Below are 22,481 nucleotides of genomic sequence, written 5' to 3' on the forward strand. Positions count from 1 at the left end.
GTGAACAAGAGACAAGAAAAGTAAAAAGTATCTAAGCTTTTTTATATTTCTTGTTGAATCTATCGATTCTACCTGCTGCATCAACAAATTTCTGCTGCCCCGTGTAAAAAGGGTGAGATTTGCTTGTAATCTCAACAGTGATCAAAGGATACTCATTCCCATCGCTATACTTGACCGTCTCCTTTGAAATCAAAGTAGATCTAGTCAAAAACATGACATCATTAGACCCATCCCTAAACACCACCAAACCACTCTTAGGATGTATATTCTTTTTCATAAAACCTCTCTACTAACCCAACTAAGTCTAGTTTAAATTTAAAACAAAGTCAATTTTATTAATCTCCATTACTCATGGTCTTTAAAAAAATTTCATTATTTTTACTTTTTTTCATCTTTTCAACCAAAGCCTCCACTCCTTCGTAATCGTCAACACCCCCTAAAATCTTTCTGATGAGCAAAATTTTAGAACGCTCCTCTTCATTTAAAAGCAACTCTTCCTTCCTTGTCCCCGATTTCTTAATATTAATAGCAGGGAAAAGCCTCCTGTCTGCCAAACTTCTATCAAGGATCAACTCCATGTTACCAGTACTTTTAAATTCTTCAAAAATAACCTCATCCATCCTACTTCCAGTATCAACTAAAGCCGTAGCTATAATGGTAAGACTCCCCCCCTCTTCAATATTTCTAGCAGAACCAAAAAACCTCTTTGGCTTATGCAAGGCATTAGAATCAACTCCTCCAGAAAGTATCTTACCGGAAGTTGGCATGGTCTGGTTATAAGCTCTTGCAAGCCTTGTAATAGAATCCAAAAGAATGACAACGTCTTTCTTATTCTCAACAAGCCTTTTGGCCTTCTCAATTACCATCTCGGCAACCTGTACATGTCTACTAGCTTGTTCATCAAAATTAGATGCAATTACCTCCCCCCTAACACTACGAATCATGTCAGTAACCTCTTCCGGTCTCTCATCAATAAGTAAAATCATCAAAATAATATCTGGATAGTTAGTAGTTATTGCATTAGCTATTTTTTGGAGTAAAGTAGTCTTTCCAGCCTTTGGAGGCGAAACTATCAAAGCTCTTTGTCCCTTTCCAATGGGAGCAAAAAGATTAATAAGTCTTGTGGAGATGTTACAATTCTCATATTCAAGATCTAATTTTGAACTAGGATACAAAGGTGTTAAATTATCAAAAGGTATTCTATTCTGTGCAAAAGTAGGATCTTGGTCATTAATACTCTTAATTTTAATCATGGCAAAAAATCTCTCACCGTCCCTCGGAGATCTAATCTGTCCATACAAAATATCACCTGTCCTTAAATTGAAAAGCCTGATCTGAGAAGGCGAAACATAAACGTCATTACCACCTGAGAGGTAAGAATTAGATGCTGTACGCAAAAACCCATACCCATCACTTAAAACATCAAGCACTCCTGTAAATAAAACACCAATGTTATGTTCTGTTAATATCTTAACAAGTAAAAATATTAACTCTGTCTTCTTCATTGTCACCGCAATAGTATGATTAGTTCCAAGCCCTTCAACAACTTTTCTAACCTCGGTAATCGGCTTATCATAAAGAGTGTTAATAGTTGTGCTATCCTTACCACCTAAGAAATTAACAATGTTACCCTGCTCAAGATCTTTAATACTGCTTTCTAGGTCAGAACTAGACATATCGTAATCAAAATCCGAAGTAGTCCCCTCATTGACTATCCTCAATCGATCATTATCAGCCTTTTTAGACGCACCACAAGCCTCCTTTTTGGCCACAACCTTAACTATCTTTTTCCTAGAATTATCTTCAATTTTTAACTCTTTAGAAGAATTCAAACGCTTCATTTCATCCTCTAAATCAAATTCCTCAAATCTTTTATCCATAATCTCCTCTATGAGACAAATTTTTAAGAAGGGCGCTTCTAAAAAGAAATATCTAAACCATTAACAACAATCAAAAAGCATATAACGTTTTATTTCATTGAAAAGTATCTTTTATCTGTGAAACCGTAAAAGCAAACAAATCTATGCTCTCATTAGACTTAACCATTTCACACTTACCATCAAAAACTATGTTATCATTAATAAATATCTTTTTTGTCTTAATATCGCCGTATATCTTACAACCACTATTTAAATAAACCTTACTACCAGCATTCACATTTCCCTTCAAAATCCCCTCAACGATCAAAGTACCACAAGTCACCACGTCAGTAACGACCTTACCGTTTCTCCCTATAAAAAGAACCCCTCTTTCTGAAAATATCTCACCCTCAAAAGAAGAATCAAGGTACAAGGCACCCTCGAATTTTAACTTTCCTCTAAAAATCAAACTCGCATCTAGCCTGCAATCCCACTTGTAATCATCTCTAACATCAGGAGACATCAACTATCCCTTAATTCCCCAAACTCGTTCTTTTAAGTCTTTCCCTGGCCGAAAATAAGCCACATGGTGATCATCAACCCTAACATACTCCCCAGTCTGAGGATTACGAGCATTCTGCCGCCCTTTCCTCTTCCTAACCTCGAACGTACCAAAAGACCTAAACTCCACAACACTATTGAGGCAAAGCCTATTCTTAAGCTCCTCAAAAAAAGCATCAACCACAAGCTTCACATACTTTTTTTCTATCTTACCACCATTAGTCTTAATATTTAAATCTATCAAGTCAACAATATCCGACTTAGTGATCTTGGGCCTTCTTGAAAAAGACATAAACCATTTCCTTACTTTAAAAGCAAAACACTCAAACTCGATTTCTTACGGGCAGCTTTATTCTTATGAATAATCCCTTTCCTAGCAGCAGTGTCTAACTTCTTTGACACAAACCTAAAAAATTCCAAAGCCTCCTCACGCCTCCCCGCCCTCAATATCCCAACACAACGCTTCTCTACCGTCTTCAACTCGCTCCTGACACTTGAATTTCTTAAATTCCTCTTCAAATTCTGCCGCACTCTCTTTAATGCCGATGGATTATTTCCCAAACCAAACTCCTTAATACAGCCAACATGGTAGTAAATATACCAATTAATCGCAATATAGTCAATCTACAAATTAAGTTGCCTTAATGTAATACTTGTAGACATACGCAAAAGAACCCTGCATAGAATAAGACATCCCTTTTTCGCTAATAAATACTCTACCAAGTTGATTACTACTACTATCATCATAAATAAAAGATAAACAATAATTCGTACTTAACCCAGAATCATTAAGCAATACATTATGAAAAAATTTATAAAAATATTCTTTACTAGAAAATACTTTCCTCTGAAAAACAGAACTTTCTCTGAACTCATAAAAAACAACTAAATCTTTTAGGCCTAAAATATCTCTTAGTAACCCCTTAATGTCAATGAAAAAAATAAACAGAAATATCATTATGTTACTAAACGAAATATAATAGACAAAAAGACTAATCAAAATTTTAGATAAAAGAGTCATTAAATAAACACCAGATATATAATATCTCACCGGCAATTCTTGCGCTTTTACAATAAACAAGTCATTTCTTGCACTTTTAAGTTTTGTAAAAAACTCAACTAAATATTCCTTTCTTAAAAAACAAAGTTTTATTTTTTGCCCATTACTTAATCCCAAAATTAACATATCATCTATCAATCTCTTCTTGACCCACAAAATATCATCAAAACCAAAACTAACTTTGGAATATAAATTCTTATACAAGATATCATCATTTTTAAACTCAATGTCGTAATGGTATCCCAAGTAAGAAATAATTACAAAAATATTTATTAATATTAAACAAAATACAAAAATGCCAAACATATCCGTATAAAAAGAGATATAGAACACAGCAAATCCGACATTTAACACAAAAATAAAAACTAATCTGCTTATATAAAAGGACCATCCACCCATATTGACAACATCATTCAAACATTAAATTTAAAGAAAATTATATCGCCATCCCTTACCAAATAATCTTTTCCCTCAAGCCTAATCTTTCCCTTCTCCTTTAAATTTTGCACATTTTGAAATTCAACTAAATCATCAAATGAATATACTTCCGCCTTAATGAAACCTCTCTGAAAATCACTGTGTATTATGCCAGCAGCTTCTGGAGCTTTCATTCCATCAATAAAAGTCCAAGCTCTAACTTCTTGCACACCTGCAGTAAAATAAGTTCTAAGTCCTAGGGCATAATAAGTTTTCTTTATTAAATTGTTCAACCCACTATCCTCTATCCCAAGAGAAATAAGCATTTCTTTTCTAGCATCCAAATCATCAATTTCAACAAGCTCAGCTTCAATCTTTGCACACAAAATCAAATAATCATTACCTTCCCTTAAAGCAATATTCTTCACAATATCTGTGTATTTATTACCACAAAGAGAATTTTCATCAACATTGCACACATATATAACCTTCTTGATAGTCAAAAGATTTAAAGATTTAACGTACTCATTTTCAAACTCATCAAACTCAACTTCAATTGCCGGCCTAACATCCATTAAATGCTTTTTAAGCCTCTTAAGCATTAAAATAACTCTCTTTGAGTTTTCACAAACCTTCTTATCGGCACCCTTTGTGTTCTTTTCATTCTTTAAAATACTCTTTTGTACAGTGGCAAGATCTGCAAGACAAAGTTCTGTATTAATTGTGCCTATATCTCTTCTCGGATCTATATCCCCATTGACATGAATAATTTCTCTATCTTCAAAACATCTAACAACATGCACAATAATCGAAACTTCACGAATATTAGCTAAAAATTTATTACCAAGTCCCTCGCCCCTAGAAGCTCCTCTAACAAGACCTGCAATATCAACAAACTCCATCACAGCGGGCACTTTTTTTTCAGGAACAATCAAATCTACAATTTTTTCAAGTCTCTCATCAGGTATTGGTACCATGCCTACATTTGGCTCAATAGTACAAAAAGGATAATTAGCTACTCCCGCTTTTGATGATGTTAAAGATGAAAACAGAGTAGACTTGCCCACATTAGGCAATCCCACTATCCCCACATTAAGTGACATAAACAAAACTCCTAAAAAAGACAAATCAAAATCTAATTAACAAAATACGCAAATTCTCCCCTACCTGTCTGCTGATTAAAATTGACCTCAACCGATAAATTTAAATATCCACTAGGCTCCTGGGTGCCTGGATAATTGTATTCAAGCAAATAAGTTCCCGTCCTCTGTTTCATCACCAAATCGCAAACCTTAGACACTCCCTCATAAGATGAAAAAGGAACCACGGCTCCTCCAGTTTCATCTACCAAATATTGCAATTTAGAATCAATGGGGTTATTTCCAAACAATATCAAATAAAATCTAACATCATTATTTTTATAATAATTTAAAATAGTGTCTACAGAATATGTATCAAAAGCAGAACGACCTAAGGCTCCATTATTAAAATAAAGAACGGCCTTTTTTGCGCTCCTCGACATAAGCTCAGAACCTGCTAGCTTTAAGCTCACATCTGTCTTTACGTAAGTTGAATCATAAGACCCAAGAGAATTCGCCTTATTAATGGTGCTTAACAAGCTATCAATATTATCTATTAAGGGCACACTTGTTGCATTTACAAAACTAAACTTCTTATTCTTTTTGTTCTTTATAAGAGTATTTACACCCATAATCTGCTCTGCTTCATAATTTTTCATACCCGAAGATTTATCAAACACAACTGCAATATCCATTTTATTAGAAATATTAACGTCATAAGAAACTTTAGGGCTTACAATATAGTATTCCTCATTAGCAATCGCAAAATTTTCACTCTTAAGTCCTACAACCGGTAATCCATTTCTACTGCTAACATTAAGTTCAACATAAATCTTAGAATTCTCATCTCTAATTACTCGCCTCACATCAACATTTAGACTGCCATAGATACTAACATCACTTTTATAAATCGAAATTTTAGCATTATTGAAATCTGAAACAATAATTTGATTATTGACATCAATAATCGAAGATGAAATTTTTGAATCGATTCTATCTGCTTTTAAAAGCTTAGCAAACGTCTTAGCTAAAACATTATATTTATAAACGCCATATTTTGAAGATATAATGATACTGTTGTCCACAATGTCACTACTAAGTCCTTCTATGCCTTCAATAGAGGTTTGAGCAGTATACAGATGATTGCCACTGGTATCGAAAACCTCAATAGAACCCTTAAGCGCATCGGCAACATAAATGTTCCCATTCAAATATGTAACGCCTGTAGGCCCCAAAAGTCCCATAAAACCCACTGTCTTGGCACCAAAATGTAGAATAAAATTACCCTCAGGATCAAATTTACTTACTCGCTTATTCCCCCACTCACTTACATAAATATAATTTCTATCATCAATAGCCATATATTGAGGAGCAAGCAACTCGCCAATCCCTGTTCCCTTCTTTCCAATAGAACCTCTTTTAACCCCCATCGTTTTGTCATATATACCAATCTCATCTCTTGAGTAAAGAGTAACGTAAAGCAAGCCATTAAGTTCAACCAAATCATAAGGAGACTTTAAATGATTAACACCATCCTTAACCAAAACACCAATGTTATTATTAGCATCAAAATGAAGTATTTCATTCCCTACAAAGTTAACAGCATAATATCCGCCATACTGATCTGCTTTCAAAGACGTAATTTGATAACCATGTGGTCGCCCATAAATAGAGTTGTCAAGAGAAGCTACCCTAATAAGTCTTTCAATACCAAGCTCGTGCTCTAAAAATACACCCCTTCTTTGCTCAATTGTAGAAACCAGCTGCCTAAGATAAGCAACCTTATACCCCTGAGCCTCCAAATTTCTCCATTCCATCAAAGCTTCTTCAATGTACCCTAATCTATAATAAACATTACCCGTCCAAAAATGATAATCCGGATTATTAGGATCAAAACTTAAAACCTTTTTAAGGGATAACAAAGCATCATCATAAAATCCGCTATTATAGGAAGTAAGAGCCCACTTAAACTCTTCCTGCGCATCTTTGTTTGTAACTATTCCCTGAGAATTTAAAAGGAACGTGCTCCCAACAAGCAAAATAATCACATTAAAAAACAACATCATTTTCTTCTACCCAAGCGATACTACCTAAATTTAGGACTATCATGTATTGCATACCATATATTATACTATGCAATATTGCATATTAACACCTACGCTAAATATGCAATATACATTTTATAGATGATAAAAAGAGGAAATATGAAAACAAGATACTTTTACTTAGCCCTATTCTCAAGCCTTCTTACAACTTTAGCAATTCCAAACGAAATAAAAGATACAGGATATTCAGTTATTGGTCTTTTCGCTTATGTGCCGCTTTTCATTGCATTAATTCAAATGGAAGACAAAAAAAAAATAATTATTCTAACCATCTTTTATTTTTTAGTGGCTAATAGCCTGCAAAATTTTTGGCTTGCATTCTTCCATTCATTCGGTCTGTTTACATTCTTGGGAGCGGTAATAGGATACATGCCCTACTCTTTAGCGTTAGGTTACCTTCTATATTACTCCCTAAAAGCTTTTAAGAGTAAAACATTAACCCTAGCCATACTTTTTACACTTTACGACTACTCAAAATCAGTTGGATTTTCTGCATATCCTTGGGGATTTTCTGCATTCATGGTAAATAACTTTAATGAGTTAATACAAGTAGCTGATGTTTTCGGAGTATTTTTTGTATCATTTGTTGTTTATTTTTTCAATGCAGGTCTTGCAACCCTTTTTATCAAACAAACTAAAACAAATACATTAAGCACTATACTCTCCATTGTGTTAGTAGGCACATCTTTTGCTTACGGATTTATTAAAAAAATAGAAATAAACCCAATGCTAGATAAAGAAATAGATGCACTAAATATTTCAGCAATTCAACTCAACATTGATCCCTGGTTACCTGGAAACTACAAGGAAAGCATTAAAAGATCCATTAGTCTTACCAAAGAAGCCTTAAAAGAAAACCCAGATACAGAACTTGTACTCTGGAGCGAAGGGGTGCTAACCCTTCCATTTAATTCCTACAAAGACTATGTACACTATAACCCAGAACTACTCAAATTGTACGATTCAATAAATGAACTAATAACAGAGAGCAAATCTCATTTTGTTATCGGCTCACCCTCAAACATAGATCTAAGATCAAGAACACATAAAAATTCGGTCTATGCAATAAAACCTAACCTCGATATAGCAAACATATATTCCAAGATATTTTTAGTTCCATTTGCAGAAAAAGTACCGTTTCACGGCTACGAATTCGTAAGAGAATTTTTTCTTAAAAATTTCGGAATCTCGGGACAAACTAGCGGAGACAAGATTGAAATCTTTAAATTGAAAAAATTCCGATTGGCTCTTTTAATATGTTACGATGACGCATTCACCGACCTTGCAAGAACTTATAAAAAACAAGGCGCGAATCTACTCCTGAACTTCTCAAACGATTCCTGGTCAAACACAAACTCATCAGAATGGCAACATTTCGTAGTAGCGAAATTTAGGAGCATAGAAAACGGGATCAAAACCGTCAGAGCAACAAACTCTGGGATAACCACGGTAATCAACGAGTACGGAGAAAACACAAGAAACCTAGAAACATTCAAAGAGGGACACCTAACTTCCGAAATCAAACTACCCCCAAGGCTCACAACGATTTACGAACACATTGGAGACTCTTTCATATATATCCTAGCAATAATGCTTGCAATAATGATACTCAAATCCTACCTTATTGAAGACAAAACCCACCTATCCCCATCTTTTAAAAAGCCCAAGGTCTGACTACCGCTCCAAAATGGGATATTTTTAGTAATAACATTTTTTCTAGTCTTGACTCGAACATTGTAGCGAGCATCGGAATCTCTAACAATCTTTAAAGATTTCAGGTCATAAAAATCGTCAACCGAAAGATAACCCAACTCATCCTTATCAATGGCACCCAAAGCATCCTCAAAATTTGAAATAAGAACACCTTTAGTCTCAACTTTATCCAAAACTTTAACCTCATCTGCTACAACGGAATTTAGCAAATCAACTTTTTGTAAAAGAAGAGCCCTTGCAAACTTATTAAATTGAAACTTAACTGCCTGCTCCTTGCCATTCTCTCTTGCCTTCTGGGCAACGTACTCTATCTTAGGAGCATTCGTTAATTCATTGATCTCAATCTTATCATGAACTATCCCCGGTATCTCATCAAGCCTAACTTCCTCAAACGCAAGAGACTTAACCTCTCCTTCCATACTCATCCTAGAGTCAATTTCCTCTATAGCAACCTTAAAATCAACCCCTTCTTTAAGTCCGGGATAAATCTCTAAGGCCTTCCTTTGAAATAGATTCCCCTTCTTAACCTTACCAACATCAATATATCTCTGACCCACTTCATAGTAAAAAATAGCCAACTCCCTCTGCCTACCATCAGCTACAAAATCACTTTCTGCAAACAAACCCACAAAAGACAAAGAAAAAAATAAAAAAGACAAAAACAACTTTCTCACACCAACCTCCAACAAAACAAAGACTCCCTCAAGGCAAAAAACCACAACCCGCAGTTAAATTATATTACAAGTTTCTCTTTAATCAAAGAAACAAGATTGTTTTTATGCTCCTCGTCAAAAATGTTGATACTATCATACTCAAGCCTCAATTTGGGAGATAAATCATAATCATCGTACCAACTCAAATACTTATCATTAAGATTATCAAGGTATTCTCTGGAAATTCTCATCTCAAAACTTCTATTCCTATTCTTAATTCGCCGTTCAGCTTCATCAACACTACAATCAAGGTATACCATCAATGTAGGCATCTGAGAATGTTCTAACATACTATAGAGTAAATCAATGTATATTTTATACTCTTCATCGGAAATGTATAGCCCTTCATTTAAAAAGGAAGCAAAAACACGATCACCATAAATGGATCTATCAAGTATGCCTCCTTTGGTTTTAAATATGGACTTTATTAGCTTAAATCTTTCATTTAAGAAATTAATCTGAACTGGAAAAGCCCATCTAGCCTTATCCTTATAAAATTTATCTAAAATTGATAGTGTGAATTCATTATTCAACTCACTATAAAAAGGAATATTAAGCTCCCTAGATAAAATACCTCCAAGGGTAGTCTTCCCCGCCCCAATTAAACCCTCAATTATGATCACAAAAATTTGCCTCCAAGATTTAAATCAACATCCATAATATAGTTAAAAAACAAAATTATTTAAACACTCAAAAACATGAAATGGTAGGCAAAAAATAACTCAACTGTTTCAAACAAACTAATCCATGGGCATAGAACTTATAAAACCATTGACATTAACACTTATAAAACCATTGACATTAACAATGATAAAAAATAGAATCTCTAAGTATAGAAATTACTCGACTGTTGTGGCTCAATCTTGGGGGGTATTTGGATGAATATCGAATCTGTGGTGGCTGACTTAAATGAGACGCTGCTACTTCTTGATGGCACAATGGAAGCTTTTGCAAGAATCACACCTAGTCAGATCATCGGTACGAGCGTTTGTATTGTCTCAAGCGGAGGCGGAAAATCGTTGCAAGGTCTTAAGTTGTGTGAAGCGCGTTGTACTTCTCTGGATGAAGAGGATTGTAATTTTCAAAAACAGGGTCTTTTGATTTATGACAGCAGATCCACATCAGGAAATCTATTGCGAAACAAAAGTTTTAAACATCAGTACTTTACTCACCGTATGTACAAGAGAACTGGGCTGGAAAACAAACTTTACATAAAATGTGCACGATCCGCAAAAGGTAAGTACAGTAACGGGCTTCCTTGGTATATCAGGCAAAAATTTTGAAATGATTGATGAAAATAAAACTTCGAAAATAGCATTCTTCAATATTGAAATCATTTCACTGGATTGGAATGAGTCTGTGGATCACTATGCAAATAGTAATGTTTTAATAAAATCCAATAAAAATAACAGAAAGTTAATTTCAAAGTAAACCTATATTAAACATAAGGAGGTTCAATATGGTTTATACACGCTCTAAAGAGTTTGCTTCAGAATTCTTAGGGACATTCATTCTCTTAGCACTTGGAACAGGTTCTGTAGCTATGACAGTCCTATTCCCATCAAACCCAGCTGTAATAGGGGAAGTGATAAAGGGAGGCTATACAAATATAGTGTTTGGATGGGGATTAGGTGTAACTTTTGGGGTTTACACAGCTGCAAGAGTTAGTGGAGCGCATTTAAATCCTGCTGTTAGCATTGGGTTAGCTGTCACCGGAAGATTTCCGATATCAAAACTATTCCACTATATAACAGCACAAATGCTTGGGGCTTTTTTTGGAGCTTTAATGACACTAATTGTGTTTTATCCGAAATGGATAGAAATAGACCCTGCATTTGAAACTACTCAAGGCATTATGTCTACTTTTCCTGCTGTTACTGGTTTTATGCCTGGTTTTATTGACCAAATATTTGGAACATTTTTACTTATGTTTCTAGTTTTGATTGTCGGACAATTTGTAAAGGAAGGTGCTGGGAACCCATTCTTTCCGTTTATTATTGGGGCGATAGTGTTAGCTATTGGAATAAGCTTTGGAGGAATGAATGGTTATGCCATTAACCCAGCAAGAGATTTAGGACCAAGATTACTGCTTTTAGTGGCAGGTTTTAAAAACCACGGTCTTGGTGATATTCATGTATCACTCATTCCCGTTTTGGGTCCAATAATTGGTGCAATTCTGGGTGCTATGGTTTATGGGTTTGCTTTAGAAGAAAAAGAAAAATACTAGAAATGGCCCAGACACTAGTTATTCAAATAATGTTAAAGAAGGAGAAATTATTATGAAGTACATCCTATCTATTGACCAAGGAACAACTAGTTCAAGAGCGATAGTATTTGATAAGAATGCTAATATAAAAGGGCTTGCACAAAAAGAATTTACACAAATTTACCCACAAGCAAGTTGGGTCGAGCATGACCCTAATGAAATATGGGGATCCCAACTGGGAGTTATGGCAGAAGCACTAGCAAATGCAAGAACTTTTCCCAATGAAATTGCAGCAATTGGAATCACAAATCAACGAGAAACAACAATTATCTGGGAAAGGAATACAGGATATCCAATTTATAATGCAATAGTTTGGCAAGACAGAAGAACAGCATCAATCTGCGATTCCCTCAGAGCAGAAGGAAAAGATAAAATTATTTTTCAAAAGACAGGTCTTGTACTGGATGCTTACTTCAGTGGCACGAAAATAAAATGGATATTAGACAATGTTAAGGGAGCTCGGGAGCGTGCTGAGAAAGGAGAATTGTGCTTTGGGACAATAGACACTTGGCTACTCTGGAATCTTACTAAGGGGAAAGCACACATTACAGACTACTCTAATGCGTCAAGAACTTTGCTCTTAGACATCAAAACACTAGAATGGGATGATGAGATTTTGCAAATATTGGACATACCAAAAGCGATTTTACCTGAACTTAAGCAAAGCTCTGAAATATACGGCAAAACTGACTCTTCACTGTTTGGAGCAGAAATCGCTATTTCAGGTATTGCTGGTGACCAATTTGCAGCTACATTTGGGCAGGCATGTCTTAAAAAGGGAATGGCTAAGAATACATATGGAACTGGTTGCTTTGCCACTGTTAACATAGGTAAGGAAGCAGTTAGCAATGATAAAAATCTTTTAACCTCGATCGCGTGGAAAATAAACAACTCAACAACTTATGTCCTTGAAGGAAGCGTTTTTATTGGGGGAGCCGTAGTTCAATGGTTAAGAGATAATCTTGATTTTTTCAGAAAAAGTTCTGAAGCGGAAGCATTGGCAGCTTCCGTAAACGACAACGGGGGCATTTATTTCGTTCCAGCTTTCGTAGGGCTTGGGGCTCCCCACTGGGATTCCTATGCCAGAGGTACAATTATTGGACTTACAAGAGGAACAACAAAAGCGCACATAACAAGAGCTGCTCTTGAAAGCATTGCACTACAGAGCTTTGATATACTAACCGCAATGAAAAATTCCATCCAGAACTTCGAAATACAAGAACTCAGAGTTGATGGGGGGGCCAGTAAAAATAATTTACTCATGCAATTTCAAGCAGACGTTTTACAATGTAATGTTGTAAGACCAAAGATTACAGAAACAACCGCCCTTGGGGCTGCTTATCTTGCGGGACTTGCCGTGGGTTATTGGGAGAGTGCTGAAGAGATTACAAGCCTTTGGAAATCAGATAAAATCTTTGAACCTTCAATGGAAAAAAGCAAAAGAGAAGATTTACTTTATCATTGGAGCAGGGTCACTGATAGAGCAAAGGCCTGGATTAAATAACAACTAAATATTACTGGTCTGTTTTAAATGCTAACAGACTGGTAAATTTGAAATTCTGTGTTTAGTATTTAACGGATAGGTGTGTTAATAAACACAGGGGAGATAAAATATGAGAAAGTTATTTAATTTGCTAAATCCAGCGCCCCACATCAAAAGAGTAGACAAGAACATAGAAGATTCGTTGTACAAAAGACTAAGGCTTCAGATATTCGTGTCGATATTCATTGGATATGCTGGGTTTTATTTAACAAGAAAGATTTTTTCATTTGCTATGCCAGAGCTTGAAAAAGTTGGTTTTGGGAAAGGTCAATTGGGATTAATTTTATCTGGCGTTTCAATCGCATATGGCTTCTCTAAATTTATAATGGGAAGCGTATCGGACCGAAGCAATCCTAGGTATTTTCTATCGCTGGGATTACTATTAACGGCAACAATCACTGTTATATTCGGTTTATTTCCATGGAAATTAATTGATACCATGACGGCCGTAGTGCTCATGTTCATTCTAATGTTCTTAAACGGATGGGTTCAAGGCATGGGATGGCCAGCTTGCGGGCGTACTATGGTTCATTGGTGGTCAACAAAAGAGAGAGGAATAACCGTTGCTACTTGGAACGTAGCGCATAATACGGGAGCGGCCTTCTCTGGAATCATATCTTCCTGGGCCTTACTTCACTTCAATGAATGGGAAGCTGTGCTCTACGTACCAGCAGGCATAGTGGTAGGAATTGCAATATTTGTTCTTCTCACACTAAGAGACACTCCCCAATCTGTAGGTCTACCTCCAATTGAAGAGTATAAAAACGATTATCCCGAAAACTACACAAAAAAGGTTGAGGAAGAACTTAACGCAAGGGATATATTCATAAAATATGTTCTTAACAATAAACTACTTTGGTATATAGCTATTGCTAATGCATTTGTATACTTTATAAGATACGGTGTTCTGGACTGGGCACCCACATATCTCTTACAAGTCAAGAATTTTTCTATAAAAAATTCAGGATGGGCATATTCCCTTTATGAGTTTTCAGCTATTCCTGGAACAATAATTTGCGGATGGATATCCGACAAAATTTTTAAGGGAAGAAGAACTGAAACTGGAATAATTTTTATGGCTGCCACTCTCATCACGGTAGTTGTATACTGGCAATTACCAGAAAATACTCCGACACTTACAACTATCCTTTTGGCAATAATAGGGTTCTCAATTTACGGGCCTGTTATGCTCATTGGCCTTCATGCTCTTGATCTTGCACCCAAAAAGGCTGCCGGCACTGCCGCAGGGTTTACAGGATTATTTGGATATATAGGAGGTTCTGTAACTGCCAGTGCTATTACAGGATTTGTGTTGCAATACTTCAATTGGAATACCTATTTTTATCTATTAATAATTTGTTGCATATTTGCAATAACTTTCATGGGTTTAACGTTTAGACAAGAACAAAAAGTGAACGGAAAGCCAAAGTAAGTGATAACAAGATAACATAGTGATTACATGGAAATAGAGGATTAACAACTATATAATGTAGTGATCATAATATGAGAGGTTCAATATGAAACAAATAAATCCCCAATTATTACTGTTAGTAATAATTTCTCTTCTCGTTTTTTCTTGTGAGAAGAAAAAAATAGGCATAAAGAAGGCATCACCTTTGGTTATAGCGCACAGAGGTGCTAGTGGCTACTTGCCGGAACACAGCCTAGAAGCTAAGGCATACGCCCATGCTTTGGGGGCTAATTACCTAGAGCAGGACATTGTTTTGACAAAAGATAACATCCCCATCATAATGCACGATCCAGAAATTGACACAACAACAAATGTTGCAGAAATATTTCCCAAAAGGATCAGAGAAGATGGTAGATATTATTCCGTAGACTTTACACTAAAAGAGATCAAATCACTAAAACTTAGAGAGAGATTTGATCCTAAAACTGGAAAACCAGTATACCCCAACCGTTTTACCTTAAATGAATATAATTCCCGAGTCCCAACTCTGGAAGAAGAAATACAATTCATACAAGGATTAAACAAAAGTACAGGGAGAAATGTTGGAATTTACCCTGAAATTAAAAAACCTTTTTGGCATAAACAACAAGGGAAGGACATCTCTAGGATTGTGGTAGAAACTCTACACAAATATGGTTATAAATCAAAAGAAGACAACGTTTATCTTCAGTTATTTGATTTTGAAGAACTTAAAAGGATAAGAGAGGAGCTTGGTTATAAGGGGAAACTTGTAATGCTCATTGGCGAAAATGATTGGAATGAGGCACCCACAGACTATGAGTATATTAAATCAGAGGAAGGTATAGCAGAAGTTGCAAAGTACTCTGACGGAATTGGACCCTGGATACCTCAAGTCATAATTGATGGAAAGATAACAGGCCTTATTCCTTTAGCACATAAACACAAGATGGAAGTTCATCCCTATACTGTAAGAATTGATGCATTGCCTTCTTATGTAAAAGAAGCAGACGAATTATTAAATTTACTATTTAACAAAGCAAAGGTGGATGGAGTATTTACAGATTTCCCCGATGTGGTACTGGGCTTTATAAGAAAATAAATTTATTATTAATAACAAGGAGAATATTTAATTTTTATGAGTGGAGAAAACGAAAAAAAAGAATTGAAAGATCTTGATGGCCAAGATTTTGACCTGATAATAGTCGGTGGGGGTGCTACAGGTCTGGGTATTGCCATAGATTCCGTTACAAGAGGGTATAAAACCTTGCTTGTTGAAAAGTTTGACTATGCGAAGGGTACATCTTCAAAATCAACTAAACTGATACATGGTGGAGTGAGGTATTTGGCTCAATTTAATATACCTTTGGTGAAAGAGGCGCTACACGAGAAGGCTTTGTTAGAACAAAATGCCCCTCACTTGGTTAATGAATGTGCTTTTGTTACGCCCATATATAACATCTTCAGCCTCCCATACTACTATTTCGGATTAAGTTGGTATCACAATCTTCTTGGGAAGCATAAAAAGGCTAAGTACAAAACAAGGTTACTATCAAAATCCGCAACAATAGAGAAAATACCAAACATTAAAACAGAAGGACTTAGGTGCTCGGTTTTGTACTACGATGACTCCTTTGATGATTCTAGAATGGCTATAAGCATGCTTAGAACTTTTACTGAAAAAGGTGGCGTTGCGTTTAACTATACAGAGCTTGTAAATTTTATCAAAGCGCATGGCAAAATATCAGAGGCTGTTATTAAAGACAGAATAACTGATAAACAAGTTACTATAAAGAGTAAATGCATAATCAATGCAACGGGAATTTTTGCAGATGAGATTAGAAAAATAGACGATCCTAACGCCCCTAATATCATTAGGCCTTCTCAAGGAACACATCTAATAATTAAGAAAGATAAATTTCATACAGACTATGCAATGCTTATGCCAAAAACAAGTGATAATAGAGTCTTATTTGCCCTACCTTGGTACGATGGAGTTGTTTGTGGAAGTACAGATATCCCAATAGATAAAATTGAAGAAGAACCTAAGTGTCTAGAAAGTGAAATTGAATTCATAATAGATAATATGAACGATTATTTAAATACTAAAATAAAGAGAAGTGATGTTAAGAGTGCCTATGCAGGTATTAGACCGCTCATAGTAGACCCTAAAGGAGAGCAAAACACCTCAAAAATATCAAGAGATGAAAAAATATTTATCTCGGAGTCGAATCTTATCACAATTGCTGGGGGGAAGTATACCACTTTCAGAAAAATGGCTGAAAAGACACTAAAGACAGCAATAGATGAAAAATTAATACCGGACTCAATCTCTAATACAGAAAATCTAAAATTGCACGGATACATGACAAAGGAAGACGTGCTTAAAATTCCTGAACCCTTTAGAGTCTATGGAAGTGATTTTAAAATCTTAAACGAAATGGAAGGCTTTAATAATAAGATACATGAAGATTTATCTTTAAATGAAGCTCAAATCACATTTGCCATTGAATTCGAACAAGCAAAAACTGTAGAAGATGTTTTAGCAAGAAGAACAAGATCACTACTATTGAATGCAAAAGCTACAATTGAAGCCACACCAAGGGTTGCTGAGATTATGATGCAAAGACTCGGCAAATCCGAAGAATGGAAAAATGACCAAATAAAAACTTTTTCAGAGACAGCACAAAAATATTTAGTCTAGTTAAGAAGGGGATTCTTGAATCCCCCTCTTAACTTCAGTGATGTTTTTACAAAAATGATATGCAACTTATAATGACATCCCGTGTCACCAAAAGGTCAAATAAAAGCAGCACAACAACTTTGAAATAGCAACAGAACAGCTAGAGTGTAAAACATAGACAACCATTGCATAACTTGACTACCTCCATACCTTAGATTATCTAGATATAAAAAAATTACATAGAAAATTATGACCTTCATACTGGCCTCATCTAAGCAAATTTACAAGCAATCCCTGTATTTCTTCAAGACTACTTAAAAGTTTAATTTGAGAACCTTGGTTCTGCAGTACCGAATAAGCAAGTTTATCAAGCTTTTCATTAATAATTTTAATAATGCAATACTTGGGCCTCTTGAGCTCTCCTGTACTCCCTCCCTTTTGCTCTTTAAGAGAAACAGAGGAAGACACAACAACAGATAAAAATTCCGATATAGTTTTCTTATAAAGAATTACATTCTGACGAGAAGGCTCGCTTAAAAGCTTTTCTCCAATATCATTAATCTCATCCAACATACTCTTAATAAAATCAAGATTAAATTCCCCATTTTCAAGCAAAATAAAATGTTTATCTTCTCTTATGAATTCTGATTTGAATACCGAAGAAAAAACACCTGATTTACCTACATCAACCTTTTTCTTATTCTTCTCATAATCTCTCGGTTCAAGACTTAAAGCACCTGCTACTGAATTATTAATCTTCATCTGCCTTACTCATATCATTGAATAAGTATTTACTACCATCACATATTTGAAAACTCCTATCAATTCTCTCTCTTTTCAGCCCCTTATTCACTTCAACTAAAATATCCTCATTTATCTTATAAGAACCTGTATAAATAAATACATCCTTCTCAGAAAGTCCAAGGTTTCCAGTACCTATGTTCATATATCCATCAATAATGGCACCTTCTTCAACTTCAATTGACCTGCACGAAATATTACCAATCACACACCCCGACTGAAAAACCTTAATTTTGTTGTCAGCGTATATATTTCCAAAAACTATCCCAGAAATAACAATCTCATTTGCATTAATGTTTGACTTAATTCTTCCTGTTTCTCCTACTATGACTCTCTTAGTAGAACTAATGTTTCCAAGAAAATCTCCATCAATGCGAATAAAGTTATTTGAGATTAATTCTCCCTTAAAAAAATCATTCTTTCCAACTATCGTTTTGATTTCATCAAAAACAAAAGTTGATGCTACTTTTTTCCTATTACTTGAACTCAAAAAATTCAACACCTACTTTGAAGCTCCCGTTGATAGATTTAAATACATATCTGGATTTACAACCTGAGACCCTATGCGAACTTCATAGTGAAGATGAGGTCCTGTAGAATACCCTGTCTGACCAAGAAATCCAATCACCTGCCCTTTCTTAACATAAGAGCCCTTTGAGGTGTTTAATCGAGACAGATGGGCATAAAGAGTTGAAAGTCCATATTTATGCTTAATTTGTACAAAGTTTCCATAGCCTGTAGACTGATGACTAGCCCTAATAACCTCTCCATCAGCGGCTGCAACAATAGCTGTCCCGATTCTCACACCCGCAAGATCTATTCCTTTGTGAATATACCATTGTCTAGTAAAAGGCTCAATAGCCGGCCCAAAATGCAGAGAAATAATACCATCTCCTCTAACGATCGGCCAAAGCGAGGGAATATCATTTAACAATTTATTTTGTGAATGAAGCAATTTAACTATGCTCTTAAGAGGAGGAATCGAGCCCTCTATTGTGCTTTTAACATTTTTAAGATCACTCAATTCCTTAATTGCGTTAGCCTCTAATACCTGCAAATCAAGGAAATCTGAAAGATCGCCATCAAATTTGTTGCGGGTCAAATCAATGTCATTCCCTTTTATTTTCAAGGCAGTTCTGAGCTCGTCTAGTACTCTAGAAAAATTACTGGCAACAGAATTAATCTCAACAACAGTGTTTCTGAAATCCTCAATCTCAGTTTCCGCAAGTTCATAATTTTTCTCAGTAGACCTAACAATAGATGTAAGAGTAACATAATTGATAGCCAGTAAAACGAATCCTATAAAAATAACAGAAAAAAATAAAAAAAATAAAAAAAGAGTTAAGAAAGAAATCTTTATATTCTTAACATTCCCCTTAACATGAGGAACAATCATGAAGCTAACATTTTGGCTGAAAAAAGAATAAGTATTACTTAAAAATTTAAGAAAAGAGCTAAGGATTGTAAGAAAAACCTTACCCAATCCTTTTAAAAATAAGATCATTCTAAATCTCATTTTCTTTCTCATCAAGAACACTACCTCACTAATCCCTAAAAAGCCCCCGGCAAACTCGTTCGCAATCCAGGCCTCAATTACTTTAAAAGCACGATCCTATTCCAAAATCTGCTCTATCCCATAGTTATTATCTCATAAACAATTCACAAATTAGCCACTCAAAAAACCATAATGACGCCAAAAGTGAAGCAAAAATACACAAACCAAAATAAATGGTTTATTATTTATACAATGAGAACATTATTCTTTGCAACTGCGAATGTAAACAAGGTAAACGAAGTGAAGGGGATTTTAGATGTTCATAACGTAAGACTTGAAATTCCTAAGAATTTTGGTGTAAGAGAAACAGGAACCACTTTTAAAGAAAATTCTTTACTTAAAGCTAAAGCTCTATTTGAGCTTCTAGACGGAAAGTATCACGTCTTTAGTGAAGATTCTGGTCTGTGCATTGAGGCCTTAAATTTAGAGCCTGGTATTTATTCCAAAAGATATGGTAAATATAAACTCGGGAAAAAACTTACTACTCATGAGAAAAATCAGCTCATTATCGATTTGATGAAAAGTAAGACAAATAGAAAAGCATATTTTGTATGTATGGTTAGCCATATTTCAACGGATGGACAAATAAATAACTTTGAAGGCGTCTTTAATGGTAGCATTGCTTCTGATATTAACTGTTGTCAAAAGAATGGGTTTGGGTATGATCCAATATTTCTGACTAATAACAATAAAAGACTCAGCGAGTTAAGTCTTGCAGAAAAAAATAAGATATCTCACAGAGGAATTGCGTTTGCGAAATTTAAAGATTTTATAATGGATCATCTGGCTTAATACTAAATTTAGGATCAGCTATATATAAATTTTCCGTTTATTGTAAAATTTAAAGCAAAGATTTAGAATGGTTACTGTTCGTAATTAGGGTTGATATCGTGTTAAGTAAAGGGGAAAATTTAGTGATAGATAGAAGCAGAGTCAATGAGGATGATAAATGGGATTTGTCTTCTCTGTTTAAGAATGGTGAAGAATATAGACAGAAAATAGGGGAAATCAAATTAAAAATTGAGGAGTTTAAGAAATATGAGAAATTAGTGTTTGATTTAAACATATTCAAACAAGCCTTAAATGCCTACTACGAAATTGGGGAAGAATTAGAAAGAACAACTTATTACACGCACCTCCAGTTAGAAACAGATGTAAGTGACAAAACTTCAAATGAACTTCGAACAATGAATGTTAATTTGGAAACGGAAGTGTCAAATGCTACTTCATTTTTTATTCCAAAAATACTGAAAACAGACACAAAACAAATAGAGGAATGGCTTGAAGATACAGAACTTAAAGACAAAAAAGTGGCTATTGAAAACATCTTAAGAGAAAAAGAACATATTTTAAGTGAGGATGAAGAGAAAATATTAGCCAATTATACGTCTCTTCATTCATCTTATAATGACATATTTTCTGTATTAACTAATGCTGACATGGAATTTGGAGAGATCGATGGGAAGCCTTTAACCAATTCCACTTACAGCTTATTTCTTCATAGTGAAAACCAAGAAATAAGGAGAGACGCTTTTTTAAAATTTTATAAAGAATATCAGAAACATGAAAATACATTGGCTAGTCTTTTAATCGCTGATATAAATAAAAGTAAATTCCTGGCCAAAACAAGAAAATTTGAAGACACTATTTCAATGAGGCTTTTTGGAGATAATATCGACAAAAAGGTTTATCTGAATCTAATTGAAACAGTTAACGAAAACTTACCTGTTGTCCATGAATACTATGAATTTAGGAAAAACATACTCAAACAAGAGTATCTTAATCACTATGATGTTTACGTCCCTCTGACGAAAGACATCATATTTAAAAATTCCTTTAATGAAGCTTGTTCTACAATCTTACGATCTCTAGAAATACTGGGAAGCGAATATACTGAAGTACTCAGGAAAGGATTTTTTCAAGATCGTTGGGTTGACAAATATGAAAATAAAGGAAAGAGATCTGGTGCTTTTAGTGCAGGCTCTTACAATGGTAAACCGTACATACTCATGAATTATAAAGACGAATCGATAAGGGAAATGTTTACCCTAGCACACGAGGCAGGACATTCTATGCATTCTTATTTCAGCATTAAAAATAATCCATTCCCCCATTATCAATACTCTATTTTTGAAGCAGAAATAGCATCCACAGTAAATGAACAGATACTTGCAGATTACTTACTAAAAAATGAAAAAGATATTGAAAAAATAAAATACATAAAATTAACCCAAATTGACGATCTACTTGCAACATTTTTCAGGCAAACGATGTTTGCTGAATTTGAATACATTATTCATGGAATGATCAACAAGAGCGAGCCTGTGGTAAAAGATACACTGAGAGCAACTTATGCAGGATTACTAGAAAAATATTTTGGTCCAAGTCTTAAATTTGATGAAAATAGCTCCCTAGAATGTCTGAGAATTCCTCATTTTTATTCGTCTTTCTATGTGTATCAATATGCAACAGGCATTACAGCTGCTCTTTTGATATACAAAAACATAAAAGACAACAAAAAAGATGCAATAAAGAACTACATAGAATTTTTAAAGACAGGAGGTTCAAAATACCCTCTAGATTCTTTAAAAGTTACCGGAGTTGATTTAACTTTAAAATCAACGATAGAGAATACAATTAACATATTCAAAGATCGTCTTGAAGACGTAAGGCAATTATTTTAGGAAAGGGCAGGCT

The 22,481-nt window shown here is 34.8% G+C and carries 22 protein-coding genes; 9 read left to right on the forward strand and 13 right to left on the reverse strand.

Annotated features, from left to right (window positions below; genetic code table 11):
- Positions 1-31: 31 nt before the first annotated feature.
- The 8 genes from QYZ68_RS01150 to QYZ68_RS01185 all read right to left on the reverse strand — a co-directional run bounded on the left by QYZ68_RS01150 (position 32) and on the right by QYZ68_RS01185 (position 7,039).
- Positions 32-277 (reverse strand): type B 50S ribosomal protein L31, encoded by a 246-nt coding sequence (locus QYZ68_RS01150; protein ID WP_301383764.1) that lies wholly within the window; start codon positions 275-277, stop codon positions 32-34.
- Between the two features lie 58 nt (positions 278-335).
- Positions 336-1,880: a transcription termination factor Rho gene (gene rho / locus QYZ68_RS01155; protein ID WP_301383765.1), complete on the reverse strand. Its 1,545-nt coding sequence runs from the start codon at positions 1,878-1,880 to the stop codon at positions 336-338.
- Positions 1,881-1,974: 94 nt separating this feature from the next.
- Positions 1,975-2,382 (reverse strand): bactofilin family protein, encoded by a 408-nt coding sequence (locus tag QYZ68_RS01160; protein ID WP_301383766.1) that lies wholly within the window; start codon positions 2,380-2,382, stop codon positions 1,975-1,977.
- Positions 2,383-2,385: 3 nt separating this feature from the next.
- A complete protein-coding gene (locus QYZ68_RS01165) occupies positions 2,386-2,712 on the reverse strand; it encodes an HU family DNA-binding protein (RefSeq protein ID WP_301383767.1) in 327 nt (108 codons plus the stop codon).
- A gap of 11 nt (positions 2,713-2,723) precedes the next feature.
- Complete coding sequence (gene rpsT, locus QYZ68_RS01170; RefSeq protein WP_301383768.1) at positions 2,724-2,981, reverse strand: 30S ribosomal protein S20; 258 nt, start codon at positions 2,979-2,981, stop codon at positions 2,724-2,726.
- 70 nt (positions 2,982-3,051) lie between these two features.
- Entirely contained in the window at positions 3,052-3,897 is an 846-nt protein-coding gene (locus QYZ68_RS01175; RefSeq protein WP_301383769.1) for a hypothetical protein, read from the reverse strand.
- Positions 3,894-5,000, reverse strand: a complete 1,107-nt coding sequence (ychF, locus tag QYZ68_RS01180; protein ID WP_301383770.1) for a redox-regulated ATPase YchF — start codon at positions 4,998-5,000, stop codon at positions 3,894-3,896. Before ychF ends, QYZ68_RS01175 begins: the two co-directional genes overlap by 4 nt.
- Before the next feature lie 32 nt (positions 5,001-5,032).
- Entirely contained in the window at positions 5,033-7,039 is a 2,007-nt protein-coding gene (locus QYZ68_RS01185; protein ID WP_301384390.1) for a tetratricopeptide repeat protein, read from the reverse strand.
- A 141-nt stretch (positions 7,040-7,180) separates the two neighbouring features.
- Between QYZ68_RS01185 and lnt the strand changes: the two genes are divergently transcribed.
- Complete coding sequence (gene lnt / locus QYZ68_RS01190; protein WP_301384392.1) at positions 7,181-8,755, forward strand: apolipoprotein N-acyltransferase; 1,575 nt, start codon at positions 7,181-7,183, stop codon at positions 8,753-8,755.
- On the opposite strand, the gene QYZ68_RS01195 is transcribed toward lnt, so the two are convergent.
- A complete protein-coding gene (locus QYZ68_RS01195) occupies positions 8,698-9,468 on the reverse strand; it encodes a hypothetical protein (protein ID WP_301383771.1) in 771 nt (256 codons plus the stop codon). The two genes, lnt and QYZ68_RS01195, sit on opposite strands and share 58 nt — an antisense overlap.
- Before the next feature lie 59 nt (positions 9,469-9,527).
- A complete protein-coding gene (locus QYZ68_RS01200) occupies positions 9,528-10,130 on the reverse strand; it encodes a deoxynucleoside kinase (protein ID WP_301383772.1) in 603 nt (200 codons plus the stop codon).
- 255 nt (positions 10,131-10,385) lie between these two features.
- On the opposite strand from QYZ68_RS01200, the gene QYZ68_RS01205 reads away from it, so the two are divergent.
- From QYZ68_RS01205 to QYZ68_RS01230, 6 genes are all read left to right on the forward strand, one after another.
- On the forward strand, positions 10,386-10,790 hold the full coding sequence (locus tag QYZ68_RS01205) for a hypothetical protein (protein WP_301383773.1): 405 nt from the start codon (positions 10,386-10,388) through the stop codon (positions 10,788-10,790).
- A gap of 176 nt (positions 10,791-10,966) precedes the next feature.
- Complete coding sequence (locus QYZ68_RS01210; protein ID WP_301383774.1) at positions 10,967-11,734, forward strand: MIP/aquaporin family protein; 768 nt, start codon at positions 10,967-10,969, stop codon at positions 11,732-11,734.
- Positions 11,735-11,786: 52 nt separating this feature from the next.
- Entirely contained in the window at positions 11,787-13,277 is a 1,491-nt protein-coding gene (glpK, locus tag QYZ68_RS01215; protein WP_301383775.1) for a glycerol kinase GlpK, read from the forward strand.
- A gap of 109 nt (positions 13,278-13,386) precedes the next feature.
- Entirely contained in the window at positions 13,387-14,748 is a 1,362-nt protein-coding gene (glpT, locus tag QYZ68_RS01220) for a glycerol-3-phosphate transporter (protein ID WP_301383776.1), read from the forward strand.
- 85 nt (positions 14,749-14,833) lie between these two features.
- Complete coding sequence (gene glpQ / locus QYZ68_RS01225; RefSeq protein WP_301383777.1) at positions 14,834-15,847, forward strand: glycerophosphodiester phosphodiesterase; 1,014 nt, start codon at positions 14,834-14,836, stop codon at positions 15,845-15,847.
- A gap of 36 nt (positions 15,848-15,883) precedes the next feature.
- On the forward strand, positions 15,884-17,449 hold the full coding sequence (locus QYZ68_RS01230; protein WP_301383778.1) for a glycerol-3-phosphate dehydrogenase/oxidase: 1,566 nt from the start codon (positions 15,884-15,886) through the stop codon (positions 17,447-17,449).
- 246 nt (positions 17,450-17,695) lie between these two features.
- Here QYZ68_RS01230 and QYZ68_RS01235 read toward each other — a convergent pair whose 3' ends face one another.
- From QYZ68_RS01235 to QYZ68_RS01245, 3 genes are read right to left on the reverse strand one after another with little or no spacing between them, the layout of a single operon-like run.
- On the reverse strand, positions 17,696-18,190 hold the full coding sequence (locus tag QYZ68_RS01235) for a YaaR family protein (RefSeq protein ID WP_301383779.1): 495 nt from the start codon (positions 18,188-18,190) through the stop codon (positions 17,696-17,698).
- Positions 18,180-18,731 (reverse strand): bactofilin family protein, encoded by a 552-nt coding sequence (locus QYZ68_RS01240; RefSeq protein ID WP_301383780.1) that lies wholly within the window; start codon positions 18,729-18,731, stop codon positions 18,180-18,182. Before QYZ68_RS01240 ends, QYZ68_RS01235 begins: the two co-directional genes overlap by 11 nt.
- The gene (locus QYZ68_RS01245) at positions 18,732-19,757 is read right to left on the reverse strand and encodes a M23 family metallopeptidase (protein WP_301383781.1); all 1,026 of its coding nucleotides are present in this window, start codon (positions 19,755-19,757) and stop codon (positions 18,732-18,734) included.
- A 219-nt stretch (positions 19,758-19,976) separates the two neighbouring features.
- Between QYZ68_RS01245 and rdgB the strand changes: the two genes are divergently transcribed.
- Together rdgB and pepF are read left to right on the forward strand one after the other, a co-directional pair.
- Positions 19,977-20,576: an RdgB/HAM1 family non-canonical purine NTP pyrophosphatase gene (gene rdgB, locus QYZ68_RS01250; RefSeq protein ID WP_301383782.1), complete on the forward strand. Its 600-nt coding sequence runs from the start codon at positions 19,977-19,979 to the stop codon at positions 20,574-20,576.
- 122 nt (positions 20,577-20,698) lie between these two features.
- On the forward strand, positions 20,699-22,468 hold the full coding sequence (pepF, locus tag QYZ68_RS01255; RefSeq protein WP_301383783.1) for an oligoendopeptidase F: 1,770 nt from the start codon (positions 20,699-20,701) through the stop codon (positions 22,466-22,468).
- The last annotated feature ends 13 nt before the right edge of the window (positions 22,469-22,481 follow it).

Origin of the sequence: Borrelia sp. P9F1 (genome assembly GCF_030436115.1) — a bacterium.
Taxonomy (GTDB): Bacteria; Spirochaetota; Spirochaetia; order Borreliales; family Borreliaceae; genus Borrelia.

Excerpts from the sequence above, each read along its gene's own strand:
- QYZ68_RS01230 (WP_301383778.1), top strand. The coding sequence starts at position 15,884 with ATGAGTGGAGAAAACGAAAAAAAAGAATTGAAAGATCTTGATGGCCAA.
- rho (WP_301383765.1), bottom strand. The coding sequence starts at position 1,880 with ATGGATAAAAGATTTGAGGAATTTGATTTAGAGGATGAAATGAAGCGT.
- QYZ68_RS01245 (WP_301383781.1), bottom strand. The coding sequence starts at position 19,757 with ATGAGAAAGAAAATGAGATTTAGAATGATCTTATTTTTAAAAGGATTG.
- ychF (WP_301383770.1), bottom strand. The coding sequence starts at position 5,000 with ATGTCACTTAATGTGGGGATAGTGGGATTGCCTAATGTGGGCAAGTCT.
- QYZ68_RS01150 (WP_301383764.1), bottom strand. The coding sequence starts at position 277 with ATGAAAAAGAATATACATCCTAAGAGTGGTTTGGTGGTGTTTAGGGAT.
- QYZ68_RS01185 (WP_301384390.1), bottom strand. The coding sequence starts at position 7,039 with ATGTTGTTTTTTAATGTGATTATTTTGCTTGTTGGGAGCACGTTCCTT.
- QYZ68_RS01165 (WP_301383767.1), bottom strand. The coding sequence starts at position 2,712 with ATGTCTTTTTCAAGAAGGCCCAAGATCACTAAGTCGGATATTGTTGAC.
- QYZ68_RS01205 (WP_301383773.1), top strand. The coding sequence starts at position 10,386 with ATGAATATCGAATCTGTGGTGGCTGACTTAAATGAGACGCTGCTACTT.
- lnt (WP_301384392.1), top strand. The coding sequence starts at position 7,181 with ATGAAAACAAGATACTTTTACTTAGCCCTATTCTCAAGCCTTCTTACA.
- rdgB (WP_301383782.1), top strand. The coding sequence starts at position 19,977 with ATGAGAACATTATTCTTTGCAACTGCGAATGTAAACAAGGTAAACGAA.
- QYZ68_RS01160 (WP_301383766.1), bottom strand. The coding sequence starts at position 2,382 with ATGTCTCCTGATGTTAGAGATGATTACAAGTGGGATTGCAGGCTAGAT.
- glpQ (WP_301383777.1), top strand. The coding sequence starts at position 14,834 with ATGAAACAAATAAATCCCCAATTATTACTGTTAGTAATAATTTCTCTT.
- glpK (WP_301383775.1), top strand. The coding sequence starts at position 11,787 with ATGAAGTACATCCTATCTATTGACCAAGGAACAACTAGTTCAAGAGCG.
- QYZ68_RS01210 (WP_301383774.1), top strand. The coding sequence starts at position 10,967 with ATGGTTTATACACGCTCTAAAGAGTTTGCTTCAGAATTCTTAGGGACA.
- glpT (WP_301383776.1), top strand. The coding sequence starts at position 13,387 with ATGAGAAAGTTATTTAATTTGCTAAATCCAGCGCCCCACATCAAAAGA.
- QYZ68_RS01235 (WP_301383779.1), bottom strand. The coding sequence starts at position 18,190 with ATGAAGATTAATAATTCAGTAGCAGGTGCTTTAAGTCTTGAACCGAGA.